This window comes from Bacillus cereus group sp. BcHK124 (genome assembly GCF_027712065.1).
Classification (GTDB): Bacteria; Bacillota; Bacilli; order Bacillales; family Bacillaceae_G; genus Bacillus_A; species Bacillus_A pacificus.
The window spans coordinates 38017-52514 of record NZ_JAQFPJ010000009.1 but is presented as its reverse complement, the minus strand read 5'-3'; the positions used below and the strand labels follow the sequence as shown (position 1 = coordinate 52514).

Genomic DNA, 14498 nt, shown 5'->3' with positions numbered 1-14498 from the left:
TATTTTAGCTTATGTAATACAAGTGTCTGTTTATATGTAGTGTATCAAATTATGTAGGGAAAGGAAATATTTCCGAGGAAATTGTCGAAGTATCGTTGGTATTGATACACTTTTTTGTAAAAGAAGAAATGTAGTATTGCCTTTACCATTCAATTTATTTACATTGTTACTTAGCTACACACAAAAGTAATATATTCGGCAAAAAAAGACAATGATGGAATTATCCTATCATTGTCTTTTTTACTTTGTCTCTGCCTTTTATTTTGCTTCTTACGTAAATCATTCCGGCAAATGTTAATAAGAATGCAGTTCCAATAACGAAGCTGGCGCTAGGGGATGCCCCGATTGCTCCAACTGTAAAGGATCCAGCAACAACTCCTAATGAGAAGAAAGCATAAAACAATCCAAATGCTTTTCCGCGTTTATCATCTGTCGTATTTTCAACAAGTAATGCATTTATCGATGGGAAAAGGATAGCGAATCCAATGCCATAAATCATCATAACGATAAAGAGCATGCCTTTTGTTGCAAATAATCCAAGTAAAGATAATGCTAATGCCATTACTGCAATACCAATTAGCATTAGTTTTGAACGATTAAATCGATCGTAAATACGATTTGTTGGTAGTAAGAAGAAGAGGATAGCGGTAATACCGAATACACTTAACATCATGCCTGTTGTAGATGCTTTAAGCGCTAATGCCTCAACTTTCACTGGTAACATATAAGTGACAATTCCTTGTGAAAACATGAGTGTGAAAGCACCAATATATGCCTGTAATAACGGTTCTGATTTCAATAGTTCAAACATATCTTCTTTATTCATCATTTGTGTTCTTGAAGTATCTTTTCTTGATACGTTATTTGGTAAGAAGAAGAGAGATACGATTGTACCAAGAACCATTAAAATAGAAATGGTAATGAACACCCACTCTATACCAGCAGTTGCTTTCATAATCCCGCTGAAGGCAGGTCCTACAATTGCCGCTGTTCCAACAGCAGCACCAGATAGGGCCATTGCCTTACCTTGTCTTGCTGAATTTGTTTGTTTTGATAAAAACGTAAAGGCAGCAGGAATTAAAAATCCGTCACTAAACCCATGCATAAAGCGCACAACTAATAGTTGTTCACCACTTTGAACAACGGTGTATAACAAGACTATGAAACTCGTGAGTCCCATGCTTATATAAAGTATTTTTTTTGCACCAAATTTATCGACAGCAGCGCCAGCAATAATATTACCAATCATATTAGCGAATGAGTACATGCCGACAACTAGCCCAATAATAAGAGGGGATCCTCCAAGACTTTGAGCGAACGTACTCATAATAGGTAATTGTGAAAATGTATCTAGAAACGCTACGATAACAATAAAGTAAATAAAATATTTCAAGCGATATTCACCTCTCCTATGCTATTATGGCATAATGCTAATTTCAACCGCAATGAAATTGAGTTAACAGATGTGGAAAAAAGTACAAAGTGACAAAATATTGAACGTTATTTGTTAAAATTTAGTGGAAATGAGATTGTTTTTTTGAAATATATGGATAGAAGTATTATAATAGATTTGTAAACTTCACCAGGTTAAGTATATACATAGAGAGGGATGTATAAAATGAAAGCATTACTTTGGCATAATCAACGTGATGTAAGAGTAGAAGAAGTACCAGAACCAACTGTAAAACCAGGAGCAGTTAAGATTAAAGTTAAATGGTGTGGTATCTGCGGGACAGACCTGCATGAATATTTAGCAGGACCTATTTTTATTCCAACAGAAGAGCATCCATTAACACATGTAAAAGCACCGGTTATTTTAGGTCATGAGTTTAGCGGTGAGGTAGTTGAAATCGGTGAAGGCGTTACATCTCATAAAGTGGGAGACCGCGTCGTTGTAGAACCAATTTATTCTTGTGGTAAATGTGAAGCTTGTAAACATGGACATTACAATGTTTGTGAACAACTTGTTTTCCACGGTCTTGGCGGAGAAGGCGGCGGTTTCTCTGAATATACAGTAGTACCAGAAGATATGGTTCACCATATTCCAGATGAAATGACGTATGAACAAGGTGCACTTGTAGAACCAGCAGCTGTAGCAGTTCATGCAGTACGTCAAAGTAAATTAAAAGAAGGGGAAGCTGTAGCAGTATTTGGTTGTGGTCCAATTGGACTTCTTGTTATCCAAGCAGCTAAAGCAGCAGGAGCAACTCCTGTTATTGCAGTCGAGCTTTCTAAAGAACGTCAAGAGTTAGCAAAATTAGCAGGTGCGGATTACGTATTAAATCCAGCTACTCAAGATGTATTAGCAGAAATTCGTAACTTAACAAATGGTTTAGGTGTAAATGTGAGCTTTGAAGTAACAGGTGTTGAAGTAGTACTTCGTCAAGCAATTGAAAGTACAAGTTTCGAAGGACAAACTGTAATTGTTAGTGTATGGGAAAAAGACGCAACAATTACTCCAAACAATCTTGTACTAAAAGAAAAAGAAGTGGTTGGTATTTTAGGATACCGTCATATCTTCCCAGCTGTTATTAAATTAATTAGCTCTGGCCAAATTCAAGCAGAGAAATTAATTACGAAAAAAATCACAGTGGATCAAGTTGTTGAAGAAGGATTTGAAGCACTTGTAAAAGATAAAACACAAGTGAAAATTCTTGTTTCACCTAAATAATATAGAATAGTAAAAAGTAGCTCTTTTCTAGAAATAGAAGAGGGCTACTTTTTTTCTGTACAGAAAGGTGATAGACTTTCCTGTAACTACAGGTATTTTGTTTGGAAGGGGAAGTCTAATGCTTTCATTTATGTTGACATTGAAACGGATGCTAAAAGCTTGTTTACGAGCGTGGAAAGATAAAGAATTTCAAGTATTATTCGTATTAACATTTTTAACATTAATGTCTGGTACAATTTTTTATAGTACAGTTGAAGGATTACGTCCTCTTGACGCTTTATATTTTAGTGTGGTCACGTTGACGACTGTCGGTGATGCGAATTTTAGTCCGCAAACTGATTTTGGAAAGATATTTACAATCTTATACATATTTATTGGAATTGGATTAGTGTTTGGATTTATTCATAAGTTGGCAGTTAATGTCCAACTGCCAAGTATATTATCGAATAGAAAAAAAGAGTAAAGCATGTGTATGCTTTACTCTTTTTTTACATTAGTTTAGATAAGCCTTAATAATAGTTTATTAAAATGAAAGTGCATTCATTCATTATATTCACTATGTATAAAGTTATAATGATATGAACATTTGCATATTTTAATTTAGTGATAGAAATTTCGTGAAAGGTGGGATATTCTAGTCATAGGTTAACCGGACGACATCATAGGATCCTAACAAAAAGTTTACAATAATTCGATTATAAAATGGAGGATTTCAGATGAAAAAGAAAGTACTTGCTTTAGCAGCAGCTATTACAGTAGTAGCTCCTTTACAAAGCGTTGCATTTGCTCATGAAAATGATGGGGGAAGTAAAATAAAAATAGTTCACCGCTGGTCTGCTGAAGATAAACATAAAGAAGGTGTAAATTCTCATTTATGGATTGTAAACCGTGCGATTGATATTATGTCTCGCAATACAACACTTGTAAAACAAGATCGAGTTGCACAATTAAATGAATGGCGTACGGAGTTAGAGAACGGTATTTATGCTGCTGACTATGAAAATCCTTATTATGATAATAGCACATTTGCTTCACATTTCTATGATCCAGACAATGGAAAAACATATATTCCATTTGCAAAGCAGGCAAAAGAAACTGGCGCTAAATATTTTAAATTAGCTGGTGAATCATACAAAAATAAAGATATGAAACAAGCATTCTTCTATTTAGGATTATCTCTTCATTATTTAGGAGATGTAAACCAACCGATGCATGCGGCAAACTTTACAAATCTTTCATATCCACAAGGATTCCATTCTAAATATGAAAACTTTGTAGATACGATAAAAGATAATTATAAAGTAACGGATGGAAATGGATATTGGAACTGGAAAGGTACAAATCCAGAAGAGTGGATTCATGGAGCGGCAGTAGTAGCGAAACAAGATTACTCTGGAATTGTAAATGATAATACGAAAGATTGGTTCGTAAAAGCAGCTGTGTCACAAGAATATGCAGATAAATGGCGCGCTGAAGTTACACCAATGACAGGTAAGCGATTAATGGATGCACAACGTGTTACTGCTGGATACATTCAGCTTTGGTTTGATACGTACGGAGATCGTTAAGTATTTAAAAAAGGTCAAATCTCACAATAGAGTATTTGACCTTTTTATTACTATACAAATGGAGGTATGGAACGTGAAAGGTAAATTGCTAAAAGGTGTACTTAGCTTTGGGATTGGTTTAGGAGTTTTATACGGAGGTTCTTCAGTGCAAGCAGATACGTCTACAGATCAAAACAACACTTTGAAAGTGATGACGCACAACGTGTATATGCTATCAACTAACTTATATCCGAACTGGGGACAAAGTCAGCGTGCCGATTTAATTGGGGCGGCAGATTATATTAAGAATCAGGATGTAGTTATATTAAATGAAGTGTTCGATAATAGCGCATCAGATCGTTTGTTAGGGAATTTGAAGAAAGAATATCCAAATCAAACAGCAGTATTAGGTCGTAGTAATGGAAATGAATGGGATAAAACGTTAGGTAGCTATTCATCTTCAACGCCTGAAGATGGAGGCGTTGCAATCGTGAGTAAATGGCCGATCGTTGAAAAGATTCAATATGTATTTGCAAAAGGATGCGGACCAGATAATTTATCAAATAAAGGGTTTGTATACACGAAAATTAAGAAAAATGATCGTTTCGTTCATGTAATTGGGACACACTTGCAGGCTGAAGATAGTATGTGTGGAAAAACTTCACCTGCATCTGTACGTACAAACCAGCTAAAAGAAATTCAAGATTTTATTAAAAATAAGAATATACCAAATGACGAGTACGTTCTATTTGGTGGTGATATGAACGTGAATAAAATAAATGCAGAGAACAATAGTGACTCAGAGTACGCATCCATGTTTAAAACATTGCATGCGTCAATTCCATCTTATACGGGACATACAGCAACTTGGGATGCAACGACAAACAGTATTGCAAAATATAATTTCCCTGATAGTCCTGCCGAGTATTTAGATTATATTATTGCAAGTAAGGACCATGCGAATCCATCATTTATAGAGAATAAAGTATTACAACCAAAATCTCCACAGTGGACTGTTACATCATGGCTCAAAAAATATACGTATGATGATTATTCTGATCATTATCCAGTAGCAGCAACTATTTCTATGAAGTAGTCCTAAAAAAGTTTCTTCTTAAATAGGAAGAAACTTTTTTATTTTGTAGAGGAGATTCCAACTTTCTTTCCAATATGTATAAGACATATAGAGAAGAGGAGAGAAAGAATGTGGATCGAGGAATTTTTAAAGAAGTTCCATTACCTTGTGCATTTTTGGATGAAGTAGCTTTAGATAGAAATATTCAATTGATTATAGAATTAAGTGGAAATAAGAAGATTCGTATAGCGAGTAAATCGTTACGTTCTGTTCCGGTTATGCAAAAGATTTTAGCTGCAAATGATCGTTTTCAAGGTATTATGTGTTTTTCACCTAGGGAAGTTTTGTTTTTAATTGAACAAGGATTCAATGATTTATTGCTCGGATATCCTGCTTATGATGAAAGAGCGTTACATGAAATAAGTTTGCTAACAAAGCAAGGGCTCATTATAACTTGTATGGTGGATTGTGAAGATCATATTGTTTATTTAGAAAAAATTGCTGAGAAATCTAAAGGATGTTTTCGTGTTTGTTTAGATATTGATATGAGTAGTCGTTTTCTTAAGTTCCATTTTGGGGTCAAAAGATCACCGGTAAAAGATGTGCAAGGTGCTTTGAAAATAGTAAAAAGGTTGAAAGAATCATCATTTTTAATATTAGATGGTGTAATGGGATATGAAGCCCAAATTGCAGGGGTAGGAGATCGGATACCGAATCAACGAGTGAAAAGTAAAGTAATTTCACATTTAAAGAAGAAATCAGTGTTAGAAGTTAAAGAAAGAAGAGGGCATATCGTAAAAGAAATACAAAATCTAGGTATTGAACTAAGGTTCGTAAATGGGGGAGGCACAGGAAGTATAAAAACAACTGAGCAAGATCATTCAGTTTCAGAGATTACAATAGGTTCGGCTTTTTATGCCCCGAAGCTGTTTGATTATTATAAAGAGGTGCAATTTCATCCAGCTGTCGGATTTGCTTTACCAGTTGTGCGTAAACCAGCCCCAACAATTTACACTTGTCTAGGTGGTGGATATATTGCCTCAGGCGCAATTGGGAAAGATAAAGAACCTGAAATTTGGAGGCCGGGTGGTGCCAAACTATTAGCTGTAGAAGGCGCGGGTGAAGTGCAAACACCGATTTTCTATAATGGTGAGGAACGAGTAGAGATAGGAGATTCTATCTTGTTTCGCCATAGTAAAGCTGGAGAATTATGTGAGCGGTTTCCGTTTTTATATCGTGTGAAAGAAGGAGAGATTGTTGGGGAGTATTCAACATATCGGGGGGATGGCCAATGCTTTCTATAAAGGGACAAAAATGGAGAAATTGGACAGGGAATGTAGAAGGAACACCGCATTATACGATGTATCCAGAAAGTATACAAGATGTAGTAGAAGTTATAGAGCTTGCGCGAAAGAAAGGGAAGAAAATTCGTGTTGTCGGTTCAGGACACTCGTTTACACCCCTTGTGCAAACGGAAGAAATTTTAGTTTCTTTAGATGAATTGAAGGGAATTGTGAATATTGATACGGAGAAAATGGTTGCCGAAGTATGGGCAGGAACAAAGTTACATGAGCTAGGGAAGTTACTTGAGGAAAAAGGTTATGCGCAAGAAAATTTAGGGGATATTGATTCACAATCTATTGCAGGAGCAATTAGTACGGGGACGCATGGAACGGGTATTACCTTTGGAAGTTTATCAACACAAGTTATAGAAATTACGGCAGTTTTATCTACAGGTGAGACTATAGTTTGTTCGGAAACGGAGAATGTAGAATATTGGAGGGCCTTTCAGTTGTCACTTGGGATGCTAGGTATCATTGTAAGGATAAAATTGAAAGTTATCAGGGCGTATTCACTTGTGTATGAAAGTGAAAAACAATCATTATCTACTGTAATGAACAAATTAGAAGAATATAAGAAGAATCGCCACTTTGAATTTTTTGTTTTTCCTTATTCAGATGAAGTGCAAGTGAAAGTTACAAACGAAACAACGGGTAAAAAAAGTGATTTGAAATGGCATAAATTAAAGGTAGAGTTACTAGAAAATAAGATGTTTTCTTTGTTATCTAAAGGATGTAAATGGTTTCCTTCTATAAGTAAAGGAGTAAGTCGATTATCGGCTAAAGCTGTACCGAATACAAAAATAATTGGTCCGAGTTATGAAGTATTTGCTACATCGCGTGCGGTTCCATTTTATGAAATGGAGTATAGTGTTCCTTCAAAGTATATGCAGGCCGTTGTAGAAGAAATTTCAAACCTTATTGAAAAGAAAAAGTATAAAGTACACTTCCCAATTGAATGCCGTTATGTGAAAAGGGATGACATATGGCTCAGTCCAGCGTATGGAAGAGATTCTGCGTATATAGCTGTTCATATGTATAAAGGTATGAAGTATGCTGCTTATTTTGGTGAAGTGGAGAAAATTTTTCTAAAGTATGAAGGACGCCCGCATTGGGGGAAAATGCATACGTTAACGTATGAAAAATTACAAAATATATATCCAGAATTGCATTCGTTTCTAAAGGTGAGGAAATTATTAGATGAAGCAGAAATGTTTTCAAACCCTTACACAGAAAAGTTATTTACGATTATGAAAAAAAGCTGACAAAGTATTACTTGTCAGCTTTTTTTAGTACGATCGCATTTCTTGTTTGACTAATTCGCTCGTAAAATAGTAACTTATCACGACTAAATACATGTAATAAAACATGAATAATAAATAGACCGTTAATTACGAGTTGGAATAATAATATAACTACTAATACTAAAGGTTCTTTAAGATTTAAGATAGAGCTACTAGAAAGAATATAATTGATTCCACCTAAAACGAAATAGAATATACCATAACGGATGAATAGTTCCTTCAACGTAATACGATCTGATTTTCCTTTCACGTAAATACGAAGTAAAGCTTTACCAATTGTCTTTCCATTCGTAAAGTATGGAATGATAATAAAGTAAATAAAGATCGAACACGTTATGAAAATGAGTTCGTATATGTTCGTGTAAGATTGAATATTAGAAACAAAGAAAGAATTTCCTTTGTTTTTAATGAAAGGTACAACGATGGATAAGAAAATCCAATCAATTTGCATCGCGATAAAGCGACGAACGAATCCGACTGGTTTCGTTTCTAAATCAATATGACTATCTAATTCGCTTGCTTTCGGAAGGAAGTACGTAAATATTGGTGCAATGATAAAGCCGATTATGCCGCCTAATGTATTTAAAAACAGATCGTCTATATCAAATAAGCGGTACGCACAATTGTATATACCGTATAGTCCAGTCACTTGTGTTAGCTCGAAAAAGAGTGAAAGACAAAAAGAAATACAAATTGTTTGTAAGAAACTACGTCGGAAATAATAACGTAAGTAAATACCGAATGGAACGGTTAATAGAACGTTAAATGCTACTTGTAAAAACGCAGATTCTTTTAATAGGTAGAAATAAGTAGCTGGTTTCGTTAAAATTGCCGAAGTATGATTACTAATTTCTTGTATGAAATAAAATGGTGATAGTTGCATGTGCTGCGTATTAGCCGGTTGTAGGCTACAAGTATCATATGTTTGTGGTAACGGCAAAATCACAAGAAAATAGGCATTTAATAAGTAAAGTAATAATGAGTACAAAATCAATGAACGCCATTTATTTAAATAACCATACTTTCGGTAGTTAAATATTAAAAAAGGTATTAAGAGAAACATTGCTAAAATAGGAAATAAAATAAATGCTGTTTTTATTGGAAATATATATGCAGTCAAAATGAAGCTCCTTTCAATGAAAATTCGTTTATCATTATAACGTTAAAAGAGCCTAAAAACAAAATTGAAATATTTAGAAATAGAAAAAATTACAAATTTCAATAGAATTAAGTTATACTAAATTTAATATGAGGATATTATGATTATTACAAGTTGAGAGAGGGTACAAGATATGCGATATGAACTTTTTTCTGTAAGTGGGGATCATATTACAACTTTTGAAAGTGCATGGCGTTTTCAGGAGGGAGAACAGATTTTTGTTCATGATGATCAAATAAAACGAAATTTTATTATTATCCGCCTAACGCATGATGTATTTCAACAAAATAAACATGTTATTCGTTTGTATTGTCAAGAAAAGAAAGTATATGCATAAAAAAGCGAGTCATCCTAGTGTAATAGAATGACTCGCTTTTGATTTGCAAGTTTCACTTTATAAGAAAATAAGAGTAAGTACACCTACGATAATGCAATAGAAAGAGAAATATTTTAAATTTCCTTTTGCCATAATGTTCATAAACCATTTTAACGAAATATACGTCATAATAAATGTTGCGATAAATGCAACGACATATGGTACGAATAATGTGTCTAGATTTGGATCTTTTGCAATGTCTGTAATACTTAGTAATAAACCACCTAAGCTAACAGGGATATATAGTAAGAATGAGAAACGAAGAGCCGTTTCCTGCTTCATACCAAGTAACATCGCTGCTACAATTGTTGCACCTGATCGGCTTATTCCAGGAATTAGTGCGCAAGCTTGTGCTAATCCGACAATGATTGCATCTTTCATAGAAAGATCGCCATCATTTTTACGTCCACGCAAGTTTCTAATAATCCAAAGGCCGACAGCGGTAATAAGAAGGGAAATCCCAACCATTTTCACACCTTTTAAGTACTGATCGATGTAATCTTTAAATAAAACACCAATAACACCTGCTGGAATGGTCGCAATAACAAGGTAAATAATAAAGAAGAAATCTGATTTTGCATCTTCTGCTCTTGTAAATATATAAGATAGACCATTCTTCGTTAGACGAATTAAATCATTTCTATAAATAAGTAATACAGCTAATAATGAAGCTGAATTAACAAGTAGTTCAAAGCTAAACCCTTCTATTTTTAGTCCTAGCAAATGCTGTGCTAAAACGAGGTGACCGCTTGAAGAAATCGGAATCGGTTCTGTTAGTCCTTGGAACAGACCAAGAATTAAATATTTTAAAATGTAGTAAAATTGTTCCATAATAACCTCCTTGTTTAATAGTTGAAAGAAACAACTTGTCCATTATAACAAAGATACGGATGAATATTGAGAAGAAATAAATATTCGAAATATAATAAAAATCCCTTATAACAGCATAAGGGATTTTTATTATTAATGAGAACCTACTGTTTCTTCAAGACTTTTCGTTAATTGAACATCGACTTTCTCAGCATCATGAATGTGATTCATAATAGTAGTATTTAACTTTTGGAACATTTGTTGTGTATTAGCGAATTCTCGTAATATATCATCATTACAAGACTTTTGGTTTTCAATAGCTCTAATAACATTAGTAGCACCGTTTTGTAACGTTTGAATCATAATTAAAATATTTTCAATTCTAGCATTTGTATCAGCACTCATTTCTACACCTTCATCGACTAAATGCAAATTATCTTTTGTATTATCGTATGCTTTTTCAATTTCTTCTTGAATTTTTTTCGTTAAGTTACCAATGTTTTTTGTACTTTCTGCTGTACTTTCCGCTAGTTTTCTTACTTCATTGGCAACGACAGCGAAGCCTTTACCGTGTTCTCCAGCACGTGCAGCTTCAATGCTTGCATTTAAAGCAAGTAAATTTGTTTGTGCTGCAATGTTTTGAATGACTTCTACAATTTGCTCGATTTCTTTTGAGCGTTCACTTAAATGATTCATACTATTAGACGTGCGCTGAGATTGTTCACCTAATTTATTAATTACAATAAGTAAACGATGAACAGATTCTTTTCCTTCGTTAGAACAATCAATAATTTCTTCAATAGATTGAATTAAGCTTTGTTCTTTTTGTAACATTTCGTTATTCAATTCATTGGAATGTGTCGTACGTGTTGAAACATTTTCGAAACATGAGCTTAATTGTTGAACTAAACTTTGAAGCGTATTGTGCTGGTTATTTACAAGTTTATGCTCTTGAACAACGCTTTGTACACAATCGTGGATAGAAGAAATGGTCTCTTGTTGTTCAATATCCTTTTGTTTTAATTTTGCTTCAAGTTCCTGGATACGATTTTCTAATTGATCAATTTTATGTTGGAGAGATTTCTTTTGCGTAAACATATATTTATTTCAACCGCCTTTAGAAGTTATATTTTCTCTATATTTGGATTTTAGCATCTTTTATAATTTTTAAATATAGGAATTGTTAAATATTTAAGAATCTATTACATTTTATGCATAATTCCCTTTTTTTCGTCATGAAAAATAAACTGTATTTAATGGTATTGTAAACAAACTGTAAAATAAATCATGTATAACTGTATAAGAAGGGAGTCGGATTATGAACTATTTTAAGCGAATCAGTAGTCTTGTATTAGCAGGCATTATCGGTCTATCTAGTACAGTCGCTGTTAAAGCAGAGTCAAACGACGAGAAACTTAACAACATGCAACAGCAATTGCAGCAAAACGATGCAGATATGCAAAAGAAAGAGCAAGAGAAGCAAGCTGTTAGTAAAGAAATTCAAGGTATCGAAAACGAACTACATAATTTAAATAATACAATTGCAAAAAATAAAGAGGATCAAGCTGCTATTCAACGTAAAATTGATGAAACACATAAGCAGATTGAGCAAAAAAAGGAAGAAATTGTCGTTTTAGAGGATAAAGTCCTTGCTCGTAAAGATATTATGAGAAAACGTATGGTTTCTGTTCAAAACAGTTCAAATACAAGTTTAGTAGTAGAAGTTGTAGTAGAGTCAAAAAACTTTGCAGATTTCTTACAACGTATGAACGCAGTTTCTACTATTCTAGAAGCTGATAAAGAAATTTTACGTCTACAGGAACAAGATCTTCGTCAAATTGAAGCAGACAAGAAAACAATTGACGAAAAAGAAGCATCTTTAGTAGTAGACAAACAAAAATTAGCAAAAGCGCAAGCTGATTTGCAAGATAACTTGAAAAAGCGTCAAGATAACTTACAAACAGTTCAAGCTAAATATAACCAGATTGCAAGCCAACTTAATTTAGCAGCAGAAGAAAAAGCTAAAATTGAGTCAAATATGAAGGCAGTACAAGAAACAATTGCTCGTGAACAAGAAGCAGCAAGAATTGCAGCAGAAGAACGTGCAAAAGCAGAAGCAGCTGCAAAGGCTGAGCAAGAAGCTTTAGCGAAAGCACAAGCAGAAATTGCTGAAAAGCAAAAACAAGAAAAAGCTAATAAACCAGCTGAACCAGTTGCTAATAATAATTCGAAGGTAGAACCTCCACAACCTGAACCATCTCCTAAGCCAACTGCTGGTGGGAAAGAAATTTATGTAGAAGCTACAGCTTATACAGCTGATCCAGCGGAAAATGGTTATGCGCCAGGTCAACAAGTATTTTCTGCATGGGGACACTATAACTTAACTGCAAACCCAGGAATGAAATTAATTGCTGTAGATCCAAATGTTATTCCATTAGGTAAAACTGTAAATGTTGAAGGTTATGGAGTCGCAATTGCAGCAGATACTGGTGGAGCGATTAAAGGTAACAGAATTGATGTGTTAATGCCTGATAAAGGGTCTTCTAGTCAATGGGGAAGAAAAATCGTTAAAGTTACAATTTTAAACTAACACGTAATCCAACTTTACAATACGTAGAGTTGGATTTTTTTATAAAAACAATGTTAAGTTGAGTTTACATTTTGTTAAGGGTAGCATACAATGATGGTGAGAGGTGGTAAATTTGACCATTTTAAATAGAGTGAAGGAATTAAGAGCTCGATTTAATTTTTCGCAAAGTGTATTAGCAGAAAAGGTTGGAGTGACGAGACAAACAATCGCGGCAATTGAAAAAGGGGATTATGTTCCTTCCTTGTTATTAGCGCTTACGATTTGCGATGTGTTCGAGCTCAAGATGGAAGATGTGTTTGTTTTAAATAAGGAGGGGGAAGAGGATGAATAGAATTGTTGCTTCGTATATTATAAATTTATTTTACAGTGTATTAGCATGCTGGGCATTCGTAGAGTTTTATGATTTTTATATACAGTTTGCTGATATTATTAAAAATGAAAGTTTACCATCTAAAATAACAATGAGTTTGACACCTGTTGTATTAATATTTATTGTAGCTATCATATTAGCGTATTTTAAAAGATTGCATAAAAAGAAATATAACAAATCATCATTGCGATTATATCCTTTATTATTTCCCCAAGAGGATGAACGGGAGAAGGATATTACAGATAAAGCATGCCGCACAACATTTGTATCATTATGGTTTGTATTACCTTGTGCACTAGGATTATTAATATTTACACCTGTAGCAAATTTATATATTTCGGCATACCCTTTATATGTTGTGTATTTGATTTATTTAATTCAAATGACAGTATTCCACATATCTCTATACAGAAATAAATTAGCTTAAAAAGAAACCTTCTTGCCCATGCAAGAAGGTTTCTTTTCAGCTTATACTTGTACATATAGCAATATTATCTTATCATTTTATGTAGAGTAAGATTTTGTAAGGGAAAGGAATTGTATATGAATAAGCAAAGAATTTATAGTATAGTAGCAATCCTCCTATTTGTTGTAGGTGGTGTATTAATCGGCAAGCCATTTTATGATGGATATCAAGCTGAAAAGAAACAGACTGAAAATGTACAGGCTGTCCAAAAGATGGATTATGAAAAACATGAGACGGAATTTGTAGATGCTTCGAAAATTAATCAACCAGATTTGGCAGAAGTAGCGAACGCATCTTTAGATAAGAAACAAGTAATTGGTCGTATTTCGATTCCAAGTGTTTCATTAGAACTTCCTGTTTTAAAGTCTTCTACTGAGAAAAACCTATTATCAGGTGCAGCAACAGTAAAAGAAAATCAAGTGATGGGAAAAGGGAATTATGCATTAGCAGGACATAACATGTCTAAAAAAGGTGTTTTATTTAGTGATATAGCTTCTCTAAAAAAAGGCGATAAAATTTATTTGTATGATAATGAAAACGAATATGAATATGCGGTTACTGGTGTATCTGAAGTAACTCCTGATAAGTGGGAAGTTGTTGAAGATCATGGGAAAGATGAGATAACGCTAATTACATGTGTATCAGTGAAAGATAATTCTAAACGTTACGTTGTTGCTGGTGATTTAGTAGGAACGAAGGCGAAGAAATAAAAAAGAAGGTCAACTCTTTAGAGAGTTGACCTTCTTTTTTACTAATGTTGAGAAATAATAGAATATTTTTGTTGGTATTT

At 33.8% G+C, this 14498-nt stretch carries 15 protein-coding genes; 11 read left to right on the top strand and 4 right to left on the bottom strand.

The features are described from left to right. Positions 1-220: 220 nt before the first annotated feature. Complete coding sequence (locus tag PDK19_RS15535; RefSeq protein WP_000873249.1) at positions 221-1393, bottom strand: MFS transporter; 1173 nt, start codon at positions 1391-1393, stop codon at positions 221-223. Positions 1394-1618: 225 nt separating this feature from the next. Here PDK19_RS15535 and bdhA point away from each other — a divergent pair, with 225 nt between their 5' ends. From bdhA to PDK19_RS15505, 6 genes are all read left to right on the top strand, one after another. Beyond that, on the top strand, positions 1619-2671 hold the full coding sequence (bdhA, locus tag PDK19_RS15530) for a (R,R)-butanediol dehydrogenase (RefSeq protein ID WP_000645822.1): 1053 nt from the start codon (positions 1619-1621) through the stop codon (positions 2669-2671). Positions 2672-2789: 118 nt separating this feature from the next. After that, the gene (locus PDK19_RS15525) at positions 2790-3134 is read left to right on the top strand and encodes a potassium channel family protein (protein ID WP_000948231.1); all 345 of its coding nucleotides are present in this window, start codon (positions 2790-2792) and stop codon (positions 3132-3134) included. A 253-nt stretch (positions 3135-3387) separates the two neighbouring features. Further along, entirely contained in the window at positions 3388-4239 is an 852-nt protein-coding gene (cerA, locus tag PDK19_RS15520; protein WP_000731014.1) for a phospholipase CerA, read from the top strand. A gap of 58 nt (positions 4240-4297) precedes the next feature. Further along, a complete protein-coding gene (gene sph / locus PDK19_RS15515) occupies positions 4298-5314 on the top strand; it encodes a sphingomyelinase C (RefSeq protein WP_225991017.1) in 1017 nt (338 codons plus the stop codon). A 110-nt stretch (positions 5315-5424) separates the two neighbouring features. Further along, the gene (locus PDK19_RS15510) at positions 5425-6597 is read left to right on the top strand and encodes an amino acid deaminase/aldolase (protein ID WP_270707517.1); all 1173 of its coding nucleotides are present in this window, start codon (positions 5425-5427) and stop codon (positions 6595-6597) included. Beyond that, the gene (locus tag PDK19_RS15505; protein WP_270707515.1) at positions 6585-7898 is read left to right on the top strand and encodes a D-arabinono-1,4-lactone oxidase; all 1314 of its coding nucleotides are present in this window, start codon (positions 6585-6587) and stop codon (positions 7896-7898) included. Before PDK19_RS15510 ends, PDK19_RS15505 begins: the two co-directional genes overlap by 13 nt. A 7-nt stretch (positions 7899-7905) precedes the next feature. Here the strand turns inward: PDK19_RS15505 and PDK19_RS15500 are convergent, their stop codons facing one another. Next, complete coding sequence (locus PDK19_RS15500) at positions 7906-9057, bottom strand: VanZ family protein (RefSeq protein ID WP_270707513.1); 1152 nt, start codon at positions 9055-9057, stop codon at positions 7906-7908. A 172-nt stretch (positions 9058-9229) separates the two neighbouring features. Between PDK19_RS15500 and PDK19_RS15495 the strand changes: the two genes are divergently transcribed. Continuing rightward, positions 9230-9433 carry a hypothetical protein gene (locus PDK19_RS15495; RefSeq protein ID WP_001268330.1) on the top strand — a complete coding sequence of 68 codons (204 nt, stop codon included), beginning with the start codon at positions 9230-9232 and terminating at the stop codon, positions 9431-9433. A gap of 57 nt (positions 9434-9490) precedes the next feature. Here the strand turns inward: PDK19_RS15495 and PDK19_RS15490 are convergent, their stop codons facing one another. Continuing rightward, complete coding sequence (locus PDK19_RS15490) at positions 9491-10303, bottom strand: undecaprenyl-diphosphate phosphatase (protein ID WP_000434784.1); 813 nt, start codon at positions 10301-10303, stop codon at positions 9491-9493. A 132-nt stretch (positions 10304-10435) separates the two neighbouring features. Next, entirely contained in the window at positions 10436-11116 is a 681-nt protein-coding gene (locus tag PDK19_RS15485) for a methyl-accepting chemotaxis protein (RefSeq protein ID WP_412678139.1), read from the bottom strand. A gap of 484 nt (positions 11117-11600) precedes the next feature. On the opposite strand from PDK19_RS15485, the gene PDK19_RS15480 reads away from it, so the two are divergent. The 4 genes from PDK19_RS15480 (at position 11601) to PDK19_RS15465 (ending at position 14418) form a co-directional block, all read left to right on the top strand. Further along, positions 11601-12872 (top strand): 3D domain-containing protein, encoded by a 1272-nt coding sequence (locus PDK19_RS15480; RefSeq protein WP_074615645.1) that lies wholly within the window; start codon positions 11601-11603, stop codon positions 12870-12872. Positions 12873-12984: 112 nt separating this feature from the next. After that, complete coding sequence (locus PDK19_RS15475) at positions 12985-13203, top strand: helix-turn-helix transcriptional regulator (protein WP_000154009.1); 219 nt, start codon at positions 12985-12987, stop codon at positions 13201-13203. After that, positions 13196-13669, top strand: a complete 474-nt coding sequence (locus PDK19_RS15470) for a hypothetical protein (RefSeq protein WP_001080035.1) — start codon at positions 13196-13198, stop codon at positions 13667-13669. Before PDK19_RS15475 ends, PDK19_RS15470 begins: the two co-directional genes overlap by 8 nt. 116 nt (positions 13670-13785) lie before the next feature. Continuing rightward, positions 13786-14418, top strand: a complete 633-nt coding sequence (locus PDK19_RS15465) for a class A sortase (RefSeq protein ID WP_001041721.1) — start codon at positions 13786-13788, stop codon at positions 14416-14418. The last annotated feature ends 80 nt before the right edge of the window (positions 14419-14498 follow it).

What these genes read in the sequence shown, in the direction of transcription:
- PDK19_RS15485 (WP_412678139.1), bottom strand. Translation starts at nt 11,116, where the DNA reads ATGTTACAAAAAGAACAAAGCTTAATTCAATCTATTGAAGAAATTATT.
- sph (WP_225991017.1), top strand. Translation starts at nt 4,298, where the DNA reads ATGGAGGTATGGAACGTGAAAGGTAAATTGCTAAAAGGTGTACTTAGC.
- PDK19_RS15495 (WP_001268330.1), top strand. Translation starts at nt 9,230, where the DNA reads ATGCGATATGAACTTTTTTCTGTAAGTGGGGATCATATTACAACTTTT.
- PDK19_RS15525 (WP_000948231.1), top strand. Translation starts at nt 2,790, where the DNA reads ATGCTTTCATTTATGTTGACATTGAAACGGATGCTAAAAGCTTGTTTA.
- PDK19_RS15490 (WP_000434784.1), bottom strand. Translation starts at nt 10,303, where the DNA reads ATGGAACAATTTTACTACATTTTAAAATATTTAATTCTTGGTCTGTTC.
- PDK19_RS15470 (WP_001080035.1), top strand. Translation starts at nt 13,196, where the DNA reads ATGAATAGAATTGTTGCTTCGTATATTATAAATTTATTTTACAGTGTA.
- PDK19_RS15465 (WP_001041721.1), top strand. Translation starts at nt 13,786, where the DNA reads ATGAATAAGCAAAGAATTTATAGTATAGTAGCAATCCTCCTATTTGTT.
- PDK19_RS15480 (WP_074615645.1), top strand. Translation starts at nt 11,601, where the DNA reads ATGAACTATTTTAAGCGAATCAGTAGTCTTGTATTAGCAGGCATTATC.
- PDK19_RS15505 (WP_270707515.1), top strand. Translation starts at nt 6,585, where the DNA reads ATGCTTTCTATAAAGGGACAAAAATGGAGAAATTGGACAGGGAATGTA.
- cerA (WP_000731014.1), top strand. Translation starts at nt 3,388, where the DNA reads ATGAAAAAGAAAGTACTTGCTTTAGCAGCAGCTATTACAGTAGTAGCT.
- bdhA (WP_000645822.1), top strand. Translation starts at nt 1,619, where the DNA reads ATGAAAGCATTACTTTGGCATAATCAACGTGATGTAAGAGTAGAAGAA.